General features: G+C 64.1%; 19 protein-coding genes. 9 read left to right on the plus strand and 10 right to left on the minus strand.

What is annotated here, in order from left to right; all coding sequences use genetic code 11:
* Window positions 1-70 precede the first annotated feature (70 nt).
* A complete protein-coding gene (locus BA190_RS18870; protein WP_082979864.1) occupies window positions 71-1,435 on the minus strand; it encodes a polyhydroxyalkanoate depolymerase in 1,365 nt (454 codons plus the stop codon).
* Window positions 1,436-1,612: 177 nt separating this feature from the next.
* Here BA190_RS18870 and BA190_RS18875 point away from each other — a divergent pair, with 177 nt between their 5' ends.
* From BA190_RS18875 to BA190_RS18885, 3 genes are all read left to right on the plus strand, one after another.
* On the plus strand, window positions 1,613-2,512 hold the full coding sequence (locus BA190_RS18875; RefSeq protein ID WP_068290739.1) for a sugar phosphate isomerase/epimerase: 900 nt from the start codon (window positions 1,613-1,615) through the stop codon (window positions 2,510-2,512).
* A gap of 143 nt (window positions 2,513-2,655) precedes the next feature.
* Entirely contained in the window at window positions 2,656-3,537 is an 882-nt protein-coding gene (locus BA190_RS18880; protein WP_068290741.1) for a 3-keto-5-aminohexanoate cleavage protein, read from the plus strand.
* Window positions 3,534-4,070: a thioesterase family protein gene (locus BA190_RS18885; RefSeq protein ID WP_068290743.1), complete on the plus strand. Its 537-nt coding sequence runs from the start codon at window positions 3,534-3,536 to the stop codon at window positions 4,068-4,070. The genes BA190_RS18880 and BA190_RS18885 overlap by 4 nt, the downstream gene beginning before the upstream one ends.
* A gap of 257 nt (window positions 4,071-4,327) precedes the next feature.
* Here BA190_RS18885 and BA190_RS18890 read toward each other — a convergent pair whose 3' ends face one another.
* Window positions 4,328-4,882 (minus strand): cytochrome c family protein, encoded by a 555-nt coding sequence (locus BA190_RS18890; RefSeq protein WP_068290745.1) that lies wholly within the window; start codon window positions 4,880-4,882, stop codon window positions 4,328-4,330.
* Between the two features lie 216 nt (window positions 4,883-5,098).
* On the opposite strand from BA190_RS18890, the gene BA190_RS18895 reads away from it, so the two are divergent.
* Both BA190_RS18895 and BA190_RS18900 read left to right on the plus strand, forming a co-directional pair.
* Window positions 5,099-5,833, plus strand: coding sequence for a 3-deoxy-manno-octulosonate cytidylyltransferase (locus BA190_RS18895; RefSeq protein WP_068290806.1), 735 nt, complete (start codon window positions 5,099-5,101; stop codon window positions 5,831-5,833).
* 3 nt (window positions 5,834-5,836) lie between these two features.
* A complete protein-coding gene (locus tag BA190_RS18900) occupies window positions 5,837-6,700 on the plus strand; it encodes a prephenate dehydratase (protein ID WP_068290747.1) in 864 nt (287 codons plus the stop codon).
* 59 nt (window positions 6,701-6,759) lie between these two features.
* Here BA190_RS18900 and nudC read toward each other — a convergent pair whose 3' ends face one another.
* From nudC to BA190_RS18915, 3 genes are all read right to left on the minus strand, one after another.
* Entirely contained in the window at window positions 6,760-7,716 is a 957-nt protein-coding gene (nudC, locus tag BA190_RS18905) for an NAD(+) diphosphatase (protein ID WP_068290749.1), read from the minus strand.
* Window positions 7,717-7,738: 22 nt separating this feature from the next.
* Window positions 7,739-8,155, minus strand: a complete 417-nt coding sequence (locus BA190_RS18910; protein WP_068290751.1) for an HIT family protein — start codon at window positions 8,153-8,155, stop codon at window positions 7,739-7,741.
* Between the two features lie 177 nt (window positions 8,156-8,332).
* Complete coding sequence (locus BA190_RS18915) at window positions 8,333-8,992, minus strand: MarR family winged helix-turn-helix transcriptional regulator (RefSeq protein ID WP_068290753.1); 660 nt, start codon at window positions 8,990-8,992, stop codon at window positions 8,333-8,335.
* Between the two features lie 118 nt (window positions 8,993-9,110).
* On the opposite strand from BA190_RS18915, the gene BA190_RS18920 reads away from it, so the two are divergent.
* Window positions 9,111-10,658: an MDR family MFS transporter gene (locus BA190_RS18920; protein ID WP_068290755.1), complete on the plus strand. Its 1,548-nt coding sequence runs from the start codon at window positions 9,111-9,113 to the stop codon at window positions 10,656-10,658.
* Between the two features lie 125 nt (window positions 10,659-10,783).
* Here BA190_RS18920 and pyc read toward each other — a convergent pair whose 3' ends face one another.
* Both pyc and BA190_RS36885 read right to left on the minus strand, forming a co-directional pair.
* Window positions 10,784-14,245, minus strand: coding sequence for a pyruvate carboxylase (pyc, locus tag BA190_RS18925; protein ID WP_068290758.1), 3,462 nt, complete (start codon window positions 14,243-14,245; stop codon window positions 10,784-10,786).
* 314 nt (window positions 14,246-14,559) lie between these two features.
* Window positions 14,560-15,027 carry a hypothetical protein gene (locus BA190_RS36885; RefSeq protein ID WP_245314832.1) on the minus strand — a complete coding sequence of 156 codons (468 nt, stop codon included), beginning with the start codon at window positions 15,025-15,027 and terminating at the stop codon, window positions 14,560-14,562.
* 71 nt (window positions 15,028-15,098) lie between these two features.
* On the opposite strand from BA190_RS36885, the gene BA190_RS18935 reads away from it, so the two are divergent.
* Complete coding sequence (locus BA190_RS18935) at window positions 15,099-15,989, plus strand: LysR family transcriptional regulator (protein ID WP_068290760.1); 891 nt, start codon at window positions 15,099-15,101, stop codon at window positions 15,987-15,989.
* Between the two features lie 103 nt (window positions 15,990-16,092).
* On the opposite strand, the gene BA190_RS18940 is transcribed toward BA190_RS18935, so the two are convergent.
* Window positions 16,093-16,482: a type II toxin-antitoxin system HicB family antitoxin gene (locus BA190_RS18940; protein WP_068290762.1), complete on the minus strand. Its 390-nt coding sequence runs from the start codon at window positions 16,480-16,482 to the stop codon at window positions 16,093-16,095.
* Between the two features lie 5 nt (window positions 16,483-16,487).
* Window positions 16,488-16,676: a type II toxin-antitoxin system HicA family toxin gene (locus BA190_RS35395; RefSeq protein WP_082979866.1), complete on the minus strand. Its 189-nt coding sequence runs from the start codon at window positions 16,674-16,676 to the stop codon at window positions 16,488-16,490.
* 332 nt (window positions 16,677-17,008) lie between these two features.
* Here BA190_RS35395 and pheT point away from each other — a divergent pair, with 332 nt between their 5' ends.
* Window positions 17,009-19,426, plus strand: a complete 2,418-nt coding sequence (gene pheT, locus BA190_RS18945; RefSeq protein ID WP_068290765.1) for a phenylalanine--tRNA ligase subunit beta — start codon at window positions 17,009-17,011, stop codon at window positions 19,424-19,426.
* 147 nt (window positions 19,427-19,573) lie between these two features.
* Here pheT and BA190_RS18950 read toward each other — a convergent pair whose 3' ends face one another.
* Window positions 19,574-20,425: a hypothetical protein gene (locus BA190_RS18950; RefSeq protein ID WP_068290767.1), complete on the minus strand. Its 852-nt coding sequence runs from the start codon at window positions 20,423-20,425 to the stop codon at window positions 19,574-19,576.
* Between the two features lie 845 nt (window positions 20,426-21,270).
* Between BA190_RS18950 and BA190_RS18955 the strand changes: the two genes are divergently transcribed.
* Complete coding sequence (locus tag BA190_RS18955; RefSeq protein ID WP_068290769.1) at window positions 21,271-22,071, plus strand: undecaprenyl-diphosphate phosphatase; 801 nt, start codon at window positions 21,271-21,273, stop codon at window positions 22,069-22,071.
* The last annotated feature ends 24 nt before the right edge of the window (window positions 22,072-22,095 follow it).

A 22,095-nucleotide genomic window follows, 5' to 3' on the forward strand; every position in this document is an offset into this window, starting at 1 on the left:
CGAGCCGCTTTCCGACGGGCGCGGGCAAAGTGCCCCATGCGCCCGTCCTGGCGATCTTACGGAGAGTGGATCAGACCGAGACCGGCCGCACCGGGCCCTTGCCGCGCTTTGAATCCAGCGGGATCGGATCGTTGGTGCCGCGGCTCGTCGGCTTGGTCGGCGCCAAGTTGGAGCGGATGAAGTCGGAGATGCGCGGCGCGATCTCGGCGCGGAAGCGCGAGCCGTTGAAGACGCCGTAATGCCCGACACCGAGCTGGGTATAATGGGCCCGCTTGTCGGCCGGCAGGTTGACGCACAAGCCATGGGCCGCATGGGTCTGGCCGTGGCCGGTGATGTCGTCGTTCTCGCCCTCGATGGTGAAGAGCGCAGTGTTGCGGATGGCGCCCGGATCGACCGGCTTGCCGCGATGGGTCATCTCGCCCTTGGCAAGGGCGTATTTGACGAACACGGTGTCGACCGTCTGCAGGTAGAATTCTGCCGTCAGATCCATCACCGAGAGATATTCGTCATAGAATTCGCGATGCTTCTGGGCGCTGTCGCCGTCACCGCGCACCAGATCGAAATACAGCGTCTTGTGTGCGTCGAAATGGCGGCTGAGGTTCATCGTCATGAAGCCGGTCAACTGCAGGAAGCCAGGATAGACGTCGCGCATGAAGCCTGGATTGGGGAACGGCACCTTGGTGATGACGTTCGAGCGGAACCAGTCGACGCCCTTCTCGACGGCGACGTCGTTGACCTTGGTCGGCGAGAGGCGGGTATCGATCGGGCCGCCCATCAGCGTCATGGTCAGCGGCGCATAGGGGTCCTTCTCCGCTTCCATGCGAGATACCGCCGCCATCACCGGCACCGAAGGCTGACAGACGCCGATCACATGGGTATCGGGGCCGAGCACATGCAGCATCGAGATGATGTAGTCGATATAGTCGTCGAGATCGAAGCGTCCCTCCGATACCGGCACCAGGCGGGCATCGGTCCAGTCGGTGATGTAGACCTCATGACTGGGCAGGAAGGCCTCGACCGTGCCGCGCAGCAAGGTGGCGTAATGGCCCGACATCGGCGCCACGATCAGGAGCTTCGGGTCCGCACGGTGATTGCCGCGGATGGCGCGGGAAAAATGCAGGAGATTGCAGAAGGGCCGGCGCCAGACGACTTCCTCGTGCACGCCGACACGCTCGCCGCCCACCAGCACGTCCTTGATGCCGAATTCAGGCTTGCCGTAACGGCGCGTCACGCGCTCGAAGACCTCGCAGGCCGCCGCAACCGACTTGCCCCAGGTGGTCATGGAAAAAGGATTGCCGGGATTCTCAAAAAACGCCCGAGTCGCATCGGAAAAGGCTCTAGTCGGGCCGAGCGCCGCATGAGTCGCTTCGTAGATGGTGTAGACGGGCGCGGAAATCGCCCCCAACCCCATCATGCCCTTAAGTTCTTCAAACATAGCACCACCAAACTACAGATTGCAGGTCCGTCGCTGAATGCTCGTCACGGATTTGTCATAGCAGGATTATTGCGACGCAACAAATATTCCGGACTGTAGAAGCGATATCGTCAACAATCTGATACCAGCGGCAGGCAGGAAGCCTATGCTGCTCCGACACGACCAAGGGAGTCCGAAATGCCCACCCAGCCCGCCCTCGGCTTGACCTCGCGCGAGGGGCAGCCGGATCTGTCCGACCTCGCCGCCCGGCTCGACGAGGTCGCCGATCTCGGCCTCGCTTTTGTCGAGCTACCCGCTTACCACTACGATCTCGTGCTCGCCGGGCGCCTGATGGCCGCGCGCGTCGCCGAATTCGAGGCCATATGCCGAGACCGTCCCTTTGGCTTCACCGTGCATGGCCCGCTGCCGATCAACTTCATGGCCCCGCCGGCGCTGCTGCCGCGCTTCCTGGAAACCACCGAAGCCTTCATCGAAATCGCGGCCCGCATCGGGGCGCCTCACCTCGTCATCCATGCCGGCATGATGCAGGCCGACGAGCGCCACGACGCCGAGAATGCCGCCGCCCGCCAGCGCGACTATCTCCGCCGTGCCGGCGATGTCGCGGCCGCGCATGATGTCGTGCTCTGCGTCGAGAACCTGTTCGATTTCGGCCCCTATGCCGCGACGCCGAGTATTGCGCGCCTGGCCGAGGAACTCGCTCTGATCGACCATCCGCATGTCCGGGCCACGTTCGACTTCAGCCATGGCCTCATCCATGCCAGCCAATATGGCTATGACTTCCTGGAGGAAGCCAAGGCTCTGGCCCCCTTCGCCAAGCACCTGCATCTGCACGATTCCTTTGGCCAGCCCGACCTGCCCTGGGTCTATGACAGCGCCGAGGCCAATGCCTTCGGCCTCGGCGACCTGCACCTGCCGCTGGGCTGGGGCAGCCTGCCCTGGGACGCCCTCGCCGAGCACTGCAGCTTCCCGGCCGACGTCATTGCCATTCACGAGCTCAACGAGCGCTTCTGGCGCGACCGGCAGGAGGCGCTCGACAATGCCAGGGGTTTCCTGGGCCGGCTTCGCATGACGGGGTGAGAAGGCGGACGAGACGTCCACCCTTGGGAACCACCACATAAGCCGTCAAAGCGCCCCTGTCGCATTCTGCACCGTGCCTGTCGCGACAGGTCACGTGCGTAAACAGGGCTGGCCTAACATCGGCTTCACAGGGAGGAAACACCGTGAATACCGACGTCATCATATCCTGCGCGATCACCGGAGCCGGCGACACCGTCGGCAAGCACCCGGCCATTCCGGTCACGCCCAAGCAGATTGCCGATTCCGCCATCGAGGCGGCCAAGGCGGGTGCCGCCATCGCCCATCTGCATGTCCGCGATGTCGAGACCGGCAAGGCCGGGCGCAAGCTCGAACATTACCGCGAAGCCGTCGAGCGCATCCGCGATTCGGGCGTGGACGTGGTGATCAACCTCACCGCCGGCATGGGTGGCGACTTCTTCTTCGATCCCGCCAATCCGCGCACCGGCGGCGCCGGCACCGACATCGCCAATGCGGCCGAACGCGTCGCCCATGTCGAGGAACTGAGGCCCGAGATCTGCACGCTGGACTGCGGCTCGGTGAATTTCGGCGACGGCCTGTTCATGGCCACCGGCGAGACGCTGCGCGAAATGGCCGAGCGCATCCAGGCCGTCGGCGTGAAGCCCGAGATCGAGTGCTTCGAGCTTGGCCATATCTGGCAGGCCAAGGACCTGATCAAGCGTGGCCTGATCGATGCGCCGCCGATGTTCCAGCTCTGCCTCGGCATTCCCTGGGGCGCGGAAGCGACCACCGAGACCATGGTCGCGATGCGCAACCATCTGCCGCCGGGCGCCAATTGGGCCGCCTTCGCCATCGGCCGCATGCAGATGCCCTTCGTGGCCCAGTCCATGCTGCTGGGCGGCAATGTCCGCGTCGGCCTGGAAGACAATATCTGGCTCGATCGCGGCGTGCATGCGACCAACCAGTCGCTCACCACCCGTGCCAAGGAAGTCATCGAGCGCCTGGGCGGGCGGGCGCTGACTCCGGCCGAGGCGCGCGACAAGCTCGGCCTCAAGAAGCAGAAATGAGCCGGGTCACCACCCCCAACGAAGGCAAGCCCTTCCAGGGCTGGGATCGGGCCAAACCGATCCCGGCCCCTTTGGCCTTGCACCGCACGCCGGTGGTCGAGGCCTGGACCGACTATAACGACCACATGACCGAGAGCGCCTTCCTGCTGGCGTTCGGGGATTCCTCGGACGCCTTTTTCCGCATGATCGGCGTCGACGAGGCCTATCGCGCGGCCGGTTCCTCGATCTACACCATGGAAACGCGCATCCGGAACCTGCGCGAGGCCCATATCGGCGATCCCCTGGCGCTGACGCTGCAGCTCATCGACCACGATGCCAAGCGCCTGCACGTCTTCCACGCCATGACCAACGAGGCCGATGGCGAGGTGCTCGCCACCGCCGAGCAGATCCTGGTGCATGTCGACATGCAGGCCGGGCGCTCCTCCCCCTTCCCGCCTGAGATCGCCGAACGGATCGAGGCGATCGCCAAGGCCCATGCCGGCCTGCCGGTGCCAGCCACCGTGGGCGTACCGCTGGGCATCCGGCGGAAATAGGGGCTGCACGGCCCATCCCAGCAAGACGCGACCCGCCTTCTCCCCTTGCGGGAGAAGGTGCCCCGAAGGGGCGGATGAGGGGTGGCGGCGCCCTCCTCGCAAGAATTGCGTTTCTCCCCTCATCCGGCGCTACGCGCCACCTTCTCCCCCAAGGGGAGAAGGCTGATCGCGGCTCACTCGGAGAGATCGAGATCACATCACAGCAAAAAGCCGGGCGCAGGGCCCGGCTTCGGTATTTCTGGCAGGAGCGCCACTGCTTACTTCGGCAGATCGATCGGCTTGTCGCTCTTGGAATTGAGATAGGCCAGGATGTCGGCGCGATCCTGCGGCTTGGGCAGGCCGGCGAAGGACATCTTGGTGCCCTTGGCGAAAGCCTGCGGGCTCTTGATGAAGTGGTAGAAATCGTCGGGCGTCCAGGTCTCGCCCTTGTCATGCAGCGCCTTGATGGCGTCGGAATAGGCGAAGTCCGACTTGTGGCCCTTCGGGCCGCCGATCACGCCGAACAGGTTCGGGCCCACGCCGTTCTTGCCGCTCTGGTCGTCGGTGTGGCAGGCCGCGCACTTCTTGAAGATGGCGGCGCCCTTTTCGACCGAAGCCTTGGCGACCAGCTCGGCCAGCGGCGGATCCTGGGAGGCGGCAGGCGCCTCGGCCGTGGCGGCCGGCGCAGCGTCGGCGAGTTCGTAGCCAGCCTTCTCCGGTTTTTCCTGCTTGAAAATCTCCTCGGCGACGATACCGAGTCCCAGGGTCAGCATCAGCGTGCCCAGGACTGCGCCGGCAATCTTGTTCAGTTCAAACGATGACGACGAACTCATCCCCGGCTCCGACTCGAGATCAATCTGACGAAAGGCATAAGATGCCCCCGCACCTCATGGCCTCAAACACAAACTCCGGTAGCCGCTCTGTCAAGCGGCAAACCGCATGGGACCCTCTATCCGGTTTGACCGGTAGTTTGCAACTCGTATAAATCGCGCGCGCTTGCTACTTTTCGCCGCCCCGCTCCGGAAGCGGCTGTTCAGAGGCTGTTGTCCTTGTCCAATCCCCTCATCCTGATCCCCGCCCGCATGGCCTCGACCCGCCTGCCGGGCAAGCCGCTCGCCCCGATCGCAGGCGAAGCGATGATCGTGCATGTCTGGCGCCGCGCCTGCGAATCGCGCCTGGGCCGGGCGGTGGTCGCGACCGATACGGCCGAGGTCGCCGAGGCGATCCGCGCCGCGGGCGGTGAAGCGGTGATGACGCGGCCCGACCATCCGACCGGCTCCGATCGCATTTACGAGGCTTTGAGCGCTATCGACCCCGAGGGCCGGCACGACACCATCATCAATGTCCAGGGCGACCTTCCGACCATCGAGCCGGAGACCATCCGCGCCGTGTTCGGCCCGCTCGCCAACGAGGCTGTGGATATCGCCACCCTCGCCGCGGTGATCACGCGCGAGGAGGAGAAGACCAATTCCAGCGTGGTGAAGGTGGTGGGCACGCCGATCGGGCCCGGCGTGCTGCGGGCGCTGTATTTCACCCGCGCCACGGCGCCCTGGGGCGAGGGCGGGCTCTATCATCATATCGGCCTCTACGCCTATCGCCGGGCCGCGCTGGAGCGTTTCGTCACCCTGCCGCCTGCCCCCCTTGAGCAGCGCGAGCGCCTCGAACAGCTCAGGGCCCTGGAAGCGGGCATGCGCATCGATGTTGCGGTCGTCCCCGCCGTGCCGCTAGGTGTGGACACCCAGGAAGACCTCGATCGCGCCCGCCAAATTCTCGAAAGAACCTAGCGTATGACTGAGTCCAAGCTGAAAGTTTCGTTCCAGGGCGAGCCCGGGGCCAATTCCCATATCGCCTGCAACAATGTCTATCCCGACGCGGAGGCCCTGCCCTGCCCGACCTTCGAGGACGCCTTCAATGCGGTGTCCTCCGGGGAGGCGGACCTCGCCATGATCCCGATCGAAAACTCGGTGGCGGGACGCGTCGCCGACATCCACCATCTCCTGCCGACCTCGGACCTGCATATCATCGGCGAGTATTTCCTGCCGATCCACCACCAGCTCATGGCCGTGCCGGGGGCGAGCCTCCAGACCATCCGCACGGTGCACAGCCATCCCCAGGCGCTCGGCCAGTGCCGCATCACCATGCGCGGTCTCGGCCTCACGCCGGTGACAGAGAGCGACACGGCCGGCGCCGCCCGCCTGGTGCGTGACTGGCAGGACCCGAGCAAGGCCGCGCTGGCCTCCACCTTGGCCGCGGAGATCTACGGCCTCGATATCCTCAAGCCCGACGTCGAGGACGAGCCCTACAACACCACCCGCTTCGTGGTGCTGTCGCGCGAGCCCGACTGGGTGCCGGTCGGCCAGGGGCCGACGGTGACCTCGCTGATCTTCACGGTGCGCAACCTGCCGGCCGCGCTCTACAAGGCAATGGGCGGCTTTGCCACCAACGGCATCAACATGACCAAGCTGGAAAGCTACATGGTGGGCGGCCACTTCTCCGCCACCCAGTTCTATGCCGAGGTCGACGGCCACCCCGAGGAGAAGAACCTCAAGCGCGCCTTGGAGGAACTCGGCTTCTTCTCGACCAAGATGCGCATCTTCGGCGTGTTTCCGGCCGATCCGGCCCGCGACGACCACGCCCCTCCGGCGGAGTGACGCTGGAGCGCGGACATCGCGACATGCCTGCATGTCGCTGGGATGTCCGCGCTCCAACCTCACGGCACCACTGCGCCGCCCTTCTCTGCAAATTCCTTCAGGAGGTGATGGGCGATTGCCATCGGCTTGGGGGCGTTGAAGCCTTCCGGATGCTCGTCGAGCAGCATCTGCACCACCTCCTCGCGCGTGAACCAGCGGGCATCCTCCAGTTCCTTGATGTCGACATTGATGTCGCGGCCGGTGGCGCGGGCAAAGCAGCCCACCATCAGCGAGGAGGGGAAGGGCCAGGGCTGGGAGGCGAAATAGCGCACATGCGAGCAGGCAATGCCCGATTCCTCCAGGACCTCCCGGCGCACCGCATCCTCGATGGTCTCGCCCGGCTCCAGGAAGCCGGCCAGCGCCGAATACATCTTCTCCGGAAAACGGGTCTGGCGGCCCATCAGGCAGCGCTCCCCGTCGATCGCCAGCATGATCACCACCGGATCGACACGCGGAAAATGCTGGGTGCTGCAATTGGCGCAATCGCGCCGCCAGCCGCTGGCGGTGATCCGGGTCTCCTGCCCGCAATTGGCGCAGAAGCGATGGCGCTGGTGCCAGTCCAGCACTTCCTTGGCGGTGGAGAGCTCGCCGAGGATCTCCGGCGTCACCAATCCCCGCATGGCGAGCGAGCGCAGATCCATCGCCTCCACGTCCGGACGCCAAGCGAGATCGTCGACCAGCCCCTTGTCGAAGGCCCGGGCGAAGACGGCACTGCCATCCGGCTGCAGGCCCAGGAATATGATTTGCCGACTATCCTTGAAGGACTCAATCTCCTCCCGATCGAACAGGGCCTCATGAATGCCGTCGCGGATGCGCAGGAGCGGAATGTCGCCGGAAAAGGCGAAGAAGCGGCAGGACGAATGCGCCAGCTTGTCCGCGATGAAAGCCTCGTCCTCGCGCTGGCCGGAGGCACGATCGAGCGGATTGAGCGAATAGGCGATGGCGGCGGAACGATCGAACAGGGTATGCAGGCTCATGGCAATGTCTTCCGGCGGGATCTCATGAAATCGGGAGCAATCTACGAAGCTGGCTAATCAAATCGGCGGCAACGGCCTCCGCATAGGGCCGGGCCGGCACCTGTCCCCAGACGGGCTTCGGCCAGGCGGGGTCGCCCTTGAAGCGCGCGATGACGTGGATATGGAGCTGCAGCACCATATTGCCAAGAGCGGCGACATTGAGCTTGTCGCAACCGGTCAGGGTCTTCAAAGCCTGCGAGACCGCGGCAATCTCCTGCATCAGCACGGCCCTGTCCGCCTCGTCGAGCTCGATGATCTCGCTGATGTCGGGGCGCCTTGGGATGAGCAGGAGCCAGGGAAAGCTGGCATCATTGATCAAGCGGAGCTGCGAAAGGGCGAGATCGCCGATGGCGATCGAATCCCCGGCAAGCTGGGAATGGAGGATGAAGGCGGGGGGCATGGGCTTTCCGGGTGCGCGGACGTCTCGTCCGCTCTTCCTACCCTGCAAATGCGCCGGTTCCAAGAAAAGGTAGAAAGAGCGGGCTGGAAGCCCGCGCACCCGGAAGTTACCCCACCACCATCAGCAAGTCCTTGGCGTCGATCTGGGCACCGGGCGAGACCAGCACATCGCCGGCCTTCATTTCGCGTCGGCTGGGTCCGCGCCGGGCTCCGTCGCGTCCATCATCTGCTTAACGGCATCCGCCGACCTGCTTATCCTTGCTTCGTCCATGGCCCAACCCGCGAAGCGTTCCAGCAAGGCGGCGAACGTCACTAGTTCCTGCTCGTCCCACCGCGCCAGCGAGTCGGCAAAAATACGCCATTTGGTCTGGCGCACCGCCGACACGAAACGCTCGCCCTTGGCGGTGAGTTTGAGGCAAATGCGCCGGGCATCGAGTTGCGAGGCGACGCGGAAGGCGTAGCCGCGCTCGACGATATCGGCACAGATGCGGCTGGCGCGGGAGGGGTCGATGCCAAGGCGCTCGGCGATGACGCCGACGGTCACCTCGTCCTGCGGGGAGGCGCTGACGATTGGATTAAGCGCGATGGCGATGATCGCATCGAGATGGCTCACTTCCAGCAAAGGTTCGACGCGCGCCAGGAGCAAACGGCCGAGGTCCCGGCGCTGGATCGAGCGCCTCATCTGCTGCATCACCGCATCGATGGCGGCGACGGCCTCGGCTGCTGCTTCGGACAGGCCATGACCGCGCGCCAAATTCGCGAGGTCCGGATCGCCGTGCGTCTGACACAGGGTGGGAAATCGGTCGGGCTTGCCTAGCCCCGTATCATTGCTGCTCATACCCTAGCGCGCTAGCAAAAATGCATGTCAATGTCAAATATATGCTTCCGGCATATATTTGACATTGACATGCATTTGCCGACAGCACATAAACCGTGGCCAGTCCACGGAGATACCAATGCCTCTCGAGTCCACCCTTTCGGATGCGGCGCCCATCGAGGCCGAAGCCGGGCCGGACCTGGCAACCTTGCTGGTGTATATCGGCGCACTGATCGCCATGTTCATGGCCACCATCGACATACAAATCGTCGTCACTGCCTTGCCCACGATTGCCAGCGAACTGGGCGATCTGCACCTGTTCGGCTGGGTCGGCGCCGCCTACCTTCTCTCGACCGCCGCGGTTTCACCGTTCTATGGCAAGCTCGGCGACATGTATGGCCGCAAGAACGTGGTGTTGACGGCGATCGGCCTGTTCCTGCTGGGCTCGCTGGTCTGCGGCACCGCCTGGTCGATGGAAAGCCTGATAGCCGCGCGCGTCCTGCAGGGTATCGGAGGCGGCGGCCTGATGGTCTCGGCATTCGCCATGATCGGTGAACTGTTCGGGCCGCGCGACCGCGCCAAATATCAAGGCTACAGCTCGGCGGTGTTCGCGCTGTCATCGGTTCTCGGTCCGTTGGCCGGCGGCTATATCACCAGCCTGTTCGGATGGCGCTGGGTGTTCCTGGTCAATTTGCCGATCGGCATCGTCGTGCTGGCGGTCTTGGCGTTCGCCATGCGCAGCCGGTTCAGCGAGAAGAAGCACCATATCGATTATTGGGGTGGCACCCTGCTGGCCATCGGCACGACCGCCATCGTCTATTGGGGCTATCATCTGCTCGACCGCGCCGGGCCGGACCTGCTCACCTACTTGCTGCCGGTGCTGGCGCTGGCCGCCATTGCGTCGTTCATCATGGTCGAGCGGCGGGCCGAGGAGCCGATCGTGCCCTTGCGTCTCTTCGGCAATTCGACGGTCCGCATCGTCGCGAGCGTGTCGCTGGTCGCCGGATCGGTGACATTGGGGATGTTCTTCTATTTCGCGCTCTACATGCAAACGCTGACTGGGTTGAGCCCGGCGGAAGTCGGCTTCGTGTTCGTGCCGGCGTCCGTGACCTCGATGATCATCTCGATCGTCGCGGGGCGGGTGATTGCCGCAACCGGCCGTTACAAATGGATGCCGGTGGCATCGATGGCCATTGGCGGGCTGCTGATGCTAGGCTTTGTCCTCATCAATTCACACACGCCGATCTGGCTGCTGGCTGCGATGATGGGCTTGTTCGGCATCAGCATGGGTCTGCAGTTCCAGGTGCTCATCGTGGCTATCCAGGCCGCGGCGCCGCCGCAGGACATCGGCGCGGTGACCGCGTTGATCACACAGGCACGGACCGTCGGAGCGTCACTCGGACTGGCACTGAATGGCGCCGTGATGACCTGGGCCCTGAACCGGCAGACGGCGACGCTGCCCGCCGACGCGGCTGCGCTGCTGCCGGACGGACTGACCGGACTGAACCCGCATCTGGCGGCGAGCCTGCCGGATACGGTCCGTGAAGTAGTGCTCGGCCACTATTCGAGTGGCTTCAACGCGATGTTCATCTGGGTGGCGGCGCTCTACTTCGTCGCCATGGCGCTGACGCTTCTGCTGGAAGACGTCCAGATTCCGAAGCATCATGGCGCCGGCGCCCATGGTTAAATTGAGCGCGCGGGTTGGACTGCATGACCCAACCATAAGTGGAGGATTTCTTTGTTGAAAAGAATGTCGATCGGGAGATCGACATTCACACTCCATATTCGTGCTTCCGATCAAAAAACTGGCGCCTACCCCATCACCATCAACAGGTCCTTGGCGTCGATCTGGGCGCCGGGCGAGACCAGCACTTCGGCGATCTTGCCGTCCTGGGGCGCGTGGAGCGCCGTCTCCATCTTCATCGCCTCGATGGTCAAGAGCACGTCGCCGGCCTTGACCACCTGCCCCGCCTTCACCGCCACGGTGGAGATGGCGCCCGGCATCGGGGCGGCGATATGGGCCTCGTTGCCGTCCTCGGCCTTGCGGCGCGCCTTGACGCTGCCCGCCGCCAGGCGATTGGGCACCTTGATGATGCGCGGCTGGCCGTTGAGTTCGAAGAAGACGCGGACCTGCCCCTCCTCGTCGGTGTCTCCCAAAGTCTGCAGGCGGATCACCAGGGCCTTGCCGCGCTCGATCTCGATGGTGAGCTCGTCACCGGGCACCATGCCGTAGAAATAGGTCGCCGTCGGCAGCACCGAGACCGGCCCATATTTGCGCGCGGTGACGGCATAGTCGGTGAAGACCTTGGGATACATCAGATAGGAGGAGATCTCGTTGCCCTCCACGGCGCGGCCGATCTTCTTCTCCGCTTCCGCCTTCAGGGCCGGGATGTCGGCCGGCGGCAGCAGCGAGCCCGGGCGGACGGTGATCGGCGCGGCGTCTTTCAGGATCTTCTTCTGCAGGGCGGAAGGCCAGCCGCCCTCGGGCTGGCCGAGATCGCCACGCATCATCTCGACGACCGACCCCGGAAAGGCGACCTCGCGGGCGGGATCGGCGACATCCTCCGGGGTCAGGCCCTGCGCCACCATCATCAGCGCCATGTCGCCCACCACCTTGGAGGACGGCGTCACCTTGACGATGTCGCCGAACAGGTCGTTGGCGGCGCGATAGGCCTTGGCCACCTCGTGCCAGCGCGTTTCCAGGCCGAGCGAACGCGCCTGCTCCTTGAGGTTGGTGAACTGGCCGCCCGGCATTTCGTGCAGATAGACCTCGGAGGCGCCGGCCTTCAGGTCGCTCTCGAAGGCGGTGTATTGCGTGCGCACCGCTTCCCAATAGAAGGAGATCTGGCGGATCGCTTCCGGGTCGAGGCCGGGATCGCGCTCGGAATGCCTGAGTGCCTCGACGATGGAGCCGAGGCAGGCCTGGGACGTGGTACCCGACATTGCATCCATGGCGGCATCGACCGCATCGACGCCGGCCTCGATTGCCGCCAGCACGGTGGCGCCGGCAATGCCTGAGGTGTCGTGGGTGTGCAGGTGGATCGGCAGGCCGATTTCCTGCTTCAGCGTCGAGACGAGCTTGCGGGCCTGGGCCGGCTTGAGCAGGCCCGCCATGTCCTTGATCGCCAGGATGTGGCAGCCGGCCTTTTCCAGCTCGCGTGCCATGCGGACATAGTAGGCCAGGTCGTATTTCGAGCGCGAGGCATCGAAGAGGTCGGCCGTGTAGCAGATCGCCCCTTCGGCGAGCTTGCCGGCCTCCAGCACCGCATCGATCGACACCCGCATGTTCTCGACCCAGTTCAGGCAGTCGAAGATGCGGAAGAGATCCATGCCGGCATCGGCCGCCTGCTTGACGAAGAGCCGCACGACATTGTCGGGATAATTGGTGTAGCCGACGCCATTGGCGCCGCGCAGCAGCATCTGGGTGAGGATGTTGGGCGCGCGCTCGCGGATCAGGGCCAGGCGTTCCCAGGGATCCTCGGTGAGGAAGCGCATGGCGACGTCGAAGGTCGCCCCGCCCCAGCATTCGAGCGAGAGCAACTGCGGCAGGCCGCTGGCATAGGCCGAGGCCACGCCGGCGATGTCATAGGTGCGCATGCGCGTCGCCAGCAGCGACTGGTGGGCATCGCGCATGGTGGTGTCGGTGACGAGGACGCGCTTTTCCTCCTTCATCCAGCTCGCGAACTTCTCCGGGCCCAGCGTGTCGAGCAACTGCTTGGTGCCGGAGGCGGGCCTGACCTTGAACTCCGGCGCATGCGGCGTGCGGGCCTCGGCGGGAGGCTTGGCCCGGCCGCGCGCCTCGGGATGGCCGTTGACGGTGACGTCGGCGATATAGGTCAGCAGCTTGGTGGCGCGGTCGCGGCGCTTGGCGAACTGGAACAGTTCGGGCGTCTTGTCGATGAAGCGCGTGGTGTACTGGTTGGAGCGGAACTTCTCATGCGCCAGCACCGCCTCCAGGAAGGGCAAATTGGTGGCGACGCCGCGGATGCGGTATTCGCGCAGGGCGCGGGTCATGCGGGCGATGGCTTCCTGCGGGGTGGAAGCCCAGGCCGTGACCTTTTCCAGCAGCGGATCGTACCAGCGCGTCACCACCGCGCCGGAATAGGCGGTACCGCCATCGATGCGGATGCCGAAGCCCATGGCGCCGCGATAGGCGGTGATGCGGCCATAGTCGGGAATGAAGTTGTTTTCCGGATTCTCGGTGGTCAGCCGGCACTGCAGCGCGTGCCCGCGCATGAAGATGTCGGCCTGGGCGGGGATGCCGGTCTCCAGTTCGCCATCGGCGCCGATGACGCCGATGCGCCCGCCCTCGGCGATGCGGATCTGCGCCTTGACGATATCGAGATCGGTGACGACCTCGGTGACGGTATGCTCGACCTGGACGCGCGGATTGACCTCGATGAAGTAGAACTTGCCGGTATCGGCATCCATCAGGAACTCGACGGTGCCGGCGCCGGCATAATCGGTGCCGCGGCCGATCTTGAGCGCCGATTCGCACAGGCCCTGGCGCGTCTCCTCGTCGAGATAGGGCGCCGGGGCGCGCTCGATCACCTTCTGGTTGCGGCGCTGGATCGAGCAGTCGCGCTCGAACAGATGCACCAGCGTGCCATTGCCGTCGCCGAGGATCTGCACCTCGACATGGCGGGCGCGGCGCACCAGCTTTTCCAGATAGACCTCATCCTTGCCGAAGGCGGCCTTGGCCTCGCGCTTGGCGGTGAAGACGGCGTCGAGCAGCTTGTCCTCGCTCTCGATCGGGCGCATGCCGCGCCCCCCGCCGCCCCAGGAGGCCTTGAGCATCACGGGATAGCCGACCGCCCGGGCCGCCGCCTTGATCGCCTCGGGATCGTCAGGCAGCGGCTCGGTCGCCGGCATGACCGGGACGCCGACCGAGATGGCGAGGTTGCGGGCGTCGACCTTGTTGCCGAGCGTGCGCAGGGTCTTGGGGCTGGGACCGATGAAAACGATGCCGGCGGCGGCGCAGGCCTCGGCGAATTCCGGGCTCTCGGACAACAGGCCATAGCCGGGATGGATGGCATCGGCCCTGGCTTCCTTGGCGACGCGGATCACCTCGTCGATGGAGAGATAGGCTTCCACCGGCCCTTTCCCCCGGCCGATCTGGTAGGCCTCGTCCGCCTTGAAGCGGTGCAGCGAAAGTTTGTCCTCCTCCGCATAGACGGCAATGGTGGAGATGCCGAGTTCCGTGGCGGCCCGGAACACACGGATGGCGATCTCGGAACGATTGGCGACGAGCAGGCGGCGGAAGGAAGGTCGCATGAGCACTCGCTATCTGGAGGGGAGCGCCCGAGTTTATGTTGCAATGCGAAGAGCGATGCAATCCCTATCACCGGCGCAAGGATATTCTGCCAGCGGAGCTTTGCGGGAAACATGACGAAAGCGCCCTGATCTTGCCTGCTCGCACGGCTTGCCCGTCTTATGCGCGTAGCCCGGCGGTGTCCATCGCGGCGCGGCGGCCCTTCCCCGGCTCGATGAGCCCTACCCAAAAAAGCGGAAGCCCCGCCGGGGGCGGGGCTTCCTACGGGCTACCGGGCTGGTGTCGGGGCGCAGGGTCCGATAACCCGAAGGCGGGCTTAGTAGCAAACCTTCACGCGCTTCCAGAAACCACCGTAGTAGCCATCGACCCAACGCTTCTCGATGTGGCAGCGGCGATAATAGACCGGGCGGTAGTCGTCGTAATAATAGCGGCCACCGTAATAGCTGTTGTTGTAGGCGGAGCCGGCGAGGAGGCCGCCTAAGAGGCCGATACCGGCGCCGGCGGCGAAGGCGCCACCACGGCCATAGCGGGCTTCGGCAGTGCCGGTGGTGGCGATCGCGGTGCCGGCCAGCGTGGCGGCGACCAGGGCTCCGGTCAGGATCTTCTTGAACATCGTCTCGTTCCCGTTCTTGTCTTGCGCGGTGCTGCGCTTGATCTGATGGGATGACAATGCCACCGCCGCCCCGGCCTCGCCGTGCGATTCGTCACGGGATGCAACCGAGGCGTGTCCGGGCTCAAGACGATCAGGCGGGCGCCGATTGCCCTTCACCGGCCATGGCGACATAGTAGCCTCATGAGCAGAGAATCGAACTTACGGACGCCGCGATCTTCCATCCCCGATCGGAAGGCCGCGCCATGATCGACAAGCTCGAATTCCTGATCGCCCTCTCGCGCGAGCGCCATTTCGGCCGGGCCGCCGAGATCTGCGGGGTGACCCAGCCCACCCTATCGGCCGGCATCAAGCAGCTCGAAGGCGAACTCGGCGTGTTGCTGGTGGCGCGCGGCTCGCGTTTCCAGGGCTTCACGCCGGAGGGCGACCGGGTGCTGGAATGGGCCCGGCGCATCGTCGGCGACAGCCGCGCCATGCGCCAGGAGGTGGAGTCGCTCAAGCGCGGCCTCAATGGGCACCTCACCATCTCGGTGATCCCGACGGCGCTCTCCATGGTCGCCTCGATCACCACCCCCTTCCGGGCCCGCCACCCCAACGTGACCTTCTCCATCCTCTCGCGTCCCTCGACCACGGTGCTGCAGGAGCTGGAGGACCTGGCCATCGACGCCGGCATCACCTATCTCGACAACGAGCCGCTGGGGAAGGTCTCGACGGTCGAGCTCTATCGCGAGACCTATTGCCTTTTGACCGACGTCAACGGCGAGTTCGCCGGCCGCAGCACGGTGAGCTGGGAGGAACTCGGCCATGTGCCGCTCTGCCTGCTCACGCCCGACATGCAGAACCGGCGCATCGTCGACCATCTCCTGCGCAACGCCGAGACGCCGGTGGCGCCGACCCTGATCTCCAACTCGATGCAGGTGCTGCTCTCGCATGTGCGCACGGGACGCTGGTCGAGCGTGATGCCATCGATCCTGATCGAGATGCTGGGCGCGGGCGACCATGTGCGCTCGATCCCCATCGTCGAGCCGCAGGCGCACCACAAGGTCGGCCTGATCACGCCCAAGCGCGAAACCCAGACCCCCTTGGTCGCCGCCCTGATCGCCGAGGCGAAACGCTACGCCATGCAGATGGGGTGAGGCGATGCGCCTCACGGCGTTGTTGTCACATGTCCGCCCGCTCCCGTGCTGCAACGCTAAAACCCGCAGGTCGGCTCATTACCCCCGTGTTCAGTGTCTTTCATCAAGCCGCCATTGCCCTTTTCGCCGCCGAGGCCAAGAATCCAGAGCGGGTCAGACCATGGCTTTCGGCGTAGCTATCAATTTGGCTCAAGACATCGGCCTGGAAGGTCACACTGACGCGCACGCTCTTAACTTCCTGGGCGACGGGAACCAGTATCGCAACACCATCCCGGTTCTCGGGATCCGCCATGATCGCCTCAAGGGACGAAGGCTCAGGCACAGCTTCGCCGTCCTCCGCCATTCCCTGCAGGTGAAGCGCAAGAGCCTCGGCCGCCATATCGCGCGCCTCGTCCAAGGTAGCGCCGGCAGATACGCACCCTGGAAGATCGGGAAACGATACGCCATAGAGGCTATCAGGGTCCTTGTGGATCAATCCGATATATTGGCGCATTTCCGTTACCTCAATCTCAGTCCAGATTGCTTTTCGATGCTCTTCACGGTGCCGAGAGGAAGATCCCGCTTAGGGTGCGGAACCGTCACCCGCCCTGGTTTCGTCGGATGTCTGAGCTGAACGTGGCTGCCCTTCCGGGTCACCTCAGCCCAACCATCGGCTTTCAGAACGGAAATTATATCTCGGCTGTTCATGCATATAAATATATATCCCCGCACCGTGAGAGCAAGCGAGCTATGCATACTTATGCATATAAAACTGCACATCATGAACCCTGGATGTGCTGAATTTCCCAGGAACGTTCATTTGATGCTACGCGGATAGTGCACTTTATTGACGGTTGGGCGGTATCAGCTTTGAAGCACAGCACCAGCTAAGCAGGCTGAAATCCCACCTGAACTGCCGCACCGGCAAGGTTCGGGGATCCCGCGGCACACTCACATTCACAGTCAACCGGGATTTCTTTGCATCTTGCCGCCCGACGCGCTATCGGCATGGCCAAATCGATTGGACTAGGCTGCCCGCAATGAAATTCACGCTTTCCTGGCTCAAGGATCACCTCGAGACCTCAGCCACGCTCGACGAGATCGTCGACACCCTCACCCGTATCGGCCTGGAGGTCGAAGGGGTGGAAGATCCTGCCAAGAAGCTCTCCGGCTTTTCGATCGCCTATGTCGTCTCGGCCGAGCAGCATCCCAATGCCGACAAGCTCAGGGTCTGCATGGTCGATACCGGCAAGGGCGAGCCCGTGCAGGTGGTCTGCGGCGCGCCCAATGCCCGTACCGGCATGAAGTCGGTGTTCTCGCCGCCCGGCACCTATATTCCGGCCAAGAACATCACGCTCGCCATCGCGCCGGTGCGCGGGGTCGAGAGCCGCGGCATGCTGTGCTCGGAATTCGAGCTCGAGATCTCCAACGAGCATGACGGCATCATCGACCTGCCGGCCGACGCCCCCGTCGGCGTGCCCTATGCCGACTATGCCGGCCTCAACGACCCCGTGATCGACGTGAACCTCACGCCGAACCGGCCCGATTGCACTGGTGTCGCCGGCATTGCCCGCGATCTCGCCGCCGCCGGCCTCGGCCGGCTGAAGACACCAGCCGTGCCTTCCATCGCCGGCGATGGCCCCTGCCCGGTCACGGTGACGCTGGATTTCGGCGACACGCCCTCGCTCTGCCCCGGCTTCGCGCTTCGCCTTGTCAGCGGCGTCAAGAACGGTCCCTCGCCCGCCTGGATGCAGCGCCGTCTCAACGCCATCGGGCTGCGCCCGATCAATGCGCTGGTCGACATCACCAACTATGTCACCTTCGATCGCGGCCGGCCGCTGCATGTCTTCGACGCCGCCAAGATCGAGGGCGATCTCACCGTGCGGCGCGCCCGCGAGGGCGAGAGCATCCTCGCGCTCGACGGCAAGACCTATGCGCTCAACGATAGCATCTGCGTGATCGCGGACGGCAAGGGCCTGGAATCGATCGCCGGCATCATGGGCGGCGAGCATTCGGGCTGCGACGATGAGACCACCGACGTGCTGATCGAATCGGCGCTGTGGGAGCCGCTGAACATCGCCCGCACCGGGCGCGCGCTCGGCATCAATACCGATGCCCGCTATCGCTTCGAGCGCGGCGTCGATCCCGCCTTCATGGTGCCGGGCGTCGACCTCGCCACCCAGCTGGTGACGGAACTGTGCGGCGGCAAGCCGAGCGAGACCCTCGTGGTGGGCGGCGTTACCGCCGCGCCCGAGGTCCTGGACCTGCCGGCCCACGAGGTCGCGCGCCTGACGGGCCTGTCGACCAGCCTTTCCGAAAGCGCCGACATCCTCGAGCGCCTCGGCTTCGGCGTGATCCGCAAGCCCGATGCGCTGGCGGTGACGGCGCCGAGCTGGCGCCCTGATATCGAGGGCAAGGCCGACCTGGTCGAGGAAGTGATGCGCATCGTCGGCGTCGACGCCATCCCGGTGACGCCGCTGCCACGCGAGGCCCATGTGCCGCAGCCCGTGCTCACCGTGCTGCAGAAGCGCACCCGCCTGGCCAAGCGCAGCCTCGCCGCGCGCGGCCTGATGGAAGCGGTGACCTGGTCCTTCATCGCCAAGGCCCAGGCCGAGCGCTTCGGCGGCGGCCAGCCGACGCTGTCGCTTGCCAATCCGATCGCCGCCGATCTTTCCGACATGCGCCCCAGCCTGCTGCCGGGGCTGATCGCGGCCGGCCAGCGCAATGCCGATCGCGGCACCGGCGACGTCGCCCTGTTCGAGGTCGGCCAGATCTTCCGCGGAGACCGGCCCGAGGACCAGAAGATCGCCGCCAGCGGCATCCGCCGCGGCCAGGCGCGCCCCGGCGGCTTCGGCCGTCATTGGTCGGCGCCGGCAAGTCCCGTTGACGTGTTCGACGCCAAGGAGGATGCCCTCACGCTGCTGGCCGCGCTCGGCGCACCGGTCGCCAGCTTCCAGATCGTCTCAGGGGCGCCTTCCTGGTATCACCCCGGCCGCTCCGGCACGATCCAGCTCGGCCCGCAGAACATCATCGGCTGGTTCGGCGAACTGCATCCCTCCGCTTTGGAGGCGCTGGATGCCGGTGGCCCAGTGGTCGGCTTCGAGATCATCCTCGATGCCATCCCGGTGCCCAAGCCCAAGGCGACCAAGACGCGCGGCGTGCTGGCCCTCTCGCCCTTCCAGCCGGTCACCCGCGACTTCGCCTTCCTGGTCGCGCGCAAGGTCAGGGCCGCCGACATCCTCAAGGCCGCGCAGGGCGTCGACAAGAAACTGATCTCGGGCGTGTCGATCTTCGACATCTATGAAGGCAAGGGTATCGGCGAGGACCAGAAATCGGTCGCCGTCGAAGTGGTGCTGCAGCCGCAGGATCGCACGCTGACCGATGTCGAAATCGATGCCGTCGCCGCCAAGATCGTCGCAGAAGTCGGCAAGAAGACCGGGGCGACGCTGCGCGGGTAAGGCCGGCGGCCGCCACTGGCGCACCTGCCTGTGCTGTGGGGAAGAAAGAGGTGGGCCCGGCCCACCTTTATTCGAACGACGTGGCAAGGAACTCCGGACCAGGGCGCATTTCAGCCATCAAGGCAGGCGCCGCCGCCCCCTCGCCGCTCAGGCCTTGCCGCCGGCATGGAGGACCGCCTGCAGCAGCAGCGACATCTGCAGGGCGATGAAGGTGTCGACGAGTTCGACCAGGCTCGCGTGGATCTCGACCGCCCGCCCCCCCGGGGCGTGCAGGGTGACATAGCCCTCTTCGGCCGCGTCCTCGAGCAAACGGCGGACATGGACACGCGAAACCCCGAAGCAATCGGCGACGGCACCATAGTGGAAATGGACAGTGCGATCCTTCAGGATCTCGCCCGGCATTTCCGTTGCAATCAGCCTGAGCAGGATCTCGAAGCCAGCGTCGCGCGCCATGAACAGGCGCATCTCGGGCACCAGGTCGACCAAGGTGCCGTGCGTCAGGAAGTAATTGCTGCAGTAACGCGCTAACGCACCGAGAAAGGCGTCGTCGATCTCCACCCGCCGAACGGCGTAGTCGACCTGCTGCAACTGCGCCAGCGCCTGCAGATAGGGCGTGATGATCTGCTTGGCGAAGGTGATGCCGGCACGCGTCGCCTCCAGACGCTTGATGCGCTTGTCGCGCAGATCCTTGATCTGGCGCAGATAGCCGGCCTGGCGCAGCAGGTTCAACATGGCCCCGATGCGGTTGTGCCCGGCCAAGGCATGGACGGTACAGAAGGTCTGAACATCCGCCACCGTGACACCGGCCGGCGGATCGCCGGGCGAGGCCGCGAAATGGCGGCTCAGCACATAGGCACCCACGATCAGGCGTATCTCATCCGTCGCCATATGGATCAGCGGCAGATGGGTCTTGAGAATGGAAACATAACGTCGGGCGAAGAGGGTCCGCGTAGCTTTGAAGCCACTATGTGCCCTCAGGGCCTGGGCTTGTGCAATCACAGCTGACTGGTAATTCGGCGACGGAACGTCGAGTGGGTTCTGCAAACCGACATGGCTGGTCGTATGAATCTTGGCGCACTCCGATAGAGACCCTGCGCTTCTCCAAGACAACTCGGTCAATCACCGCCTCTTTTGCATAGGCTTGTGGTGTAACAACTGAGGACAAGTAAGAAGACGCCCCGGATCGGCCGGGCATCCACTCCCGCTGCAACAACACATTGCAGCTTCACAGTTCCTATCATGTCGGTGAAAATTTAAAAGAAAATTTTACCCTGCGATATTGATTACAATACCTAATGAATTTTTATTGCTAGATCACCTAACTAAGTGGTAAATATAATACTTAAGTACTAAATTAGACGTAAGTTGAAAACGAACCCCAGAGGATAAAAATCCTTCTTCCAGAACACACCAATCCTATCAAGATAAAACAATGTCTAAATAAAATTTAATTGAACAAAATCATATACAAAAATAGATTATATCTAATTCATCGTGTTATTTTATAGTATTCTCACAACATTCCTAATTCATTACCAAGCGGCACGTTGATTCAGCGCCTTGAAATGTCTGCCACGAAAACCTTGGCAAGGTTGGGACGCGTGAGAATAACGGCATCGCGCGTGACTTAGACGCTGCGAAGGCCACGACTGCATCGCGAACCGCCCGCTTCTCGTGGGGGATGCCCGCACCGCTGCGTCATGGTTACTGTTTGGTTATAACTCGCGCCTAGAATCACCGCGATTCCGGCTTCCGCCTCGCACCAGCGAGGCGCGGGCCGCTCCCATCATCCCGCACGGGCGACCTGCGGCCGCATCGGCGCCCGATTCTCGCGAAGGCATCCCATGACCCTGGCCAATATTCTGGAAGCGATCATCCTAGGCGTGGTCGAAGGCCTGACCGAATTCATCCCGGTCTCCTCGACCGGCCATCTCCTGCTCGCGGCGCGTTACCTGAAATTCGAGGGCGACGATTCCTTCGTGATCCTCATCCAGCTTGGCGCCATCCTGGCCTTGCTCGCCGTCTATGCCGAGAGGCTATGGCGCATCGCCACCGCCCTGCCCAAGGACCGCGAGGCCCAGCATTTCGTCCTCGGTGTGCTGGTTGCCTTTCTGCCGGCCGTCATCCTCGGCGTGCTGCTCGAACACAAGATGAAGCAATATCTCTTCAACGTGCCGGTGGTCTGCTACGCCCTGATCGCCGGCGGCCTGGTGCTGCTCGCCATCGAACAGTTCAAGATCGAAAAGCGCTTCTCCAATTGCTATGTGCTGCCGCTGCCGGTCTATCTGAAGATCGGCCTGTTCCAGTGCCTGTCGATGATCCCCGGTGTTTCGCGCTCGGGCTCCACCATCGTCGGCGGCATGCTGCTCGGCCTCGACAAGCGCTCGGCGGCGGAATTCTCCTTCTTCCTGGCGATGCCGACCATGGTCGGCGCCTTCGTCTATGAATTCGCCAAATCCTACAAGACGATGACGACCGACAATCTCGGCCTGACCGCCATCGGCTTCGTCACGGCCTTCATTTCGGGTTGGTTCGTGGTGAAGACCCTGCTGGATTTCGTGTCCAAGCGCGGTCTCGCCCTGTTCGGCTGGTGGCGCATCGTGGTCGGCGTCCTCGGCCTCGCAGCCTATTACACGATGGGCTGAAGGCGAGCTCCAACGAAAAGGGCC

The sequence above is a fragment of the Labrys sp. WJW genome, assembly GCF_001676615.1.
Classification (GTDB): Bacteria; Pseudomonadota; Alphaproteobacteria; order Rhizobiales; family Labraceae; genus Labrys; species Labrys sedimenti.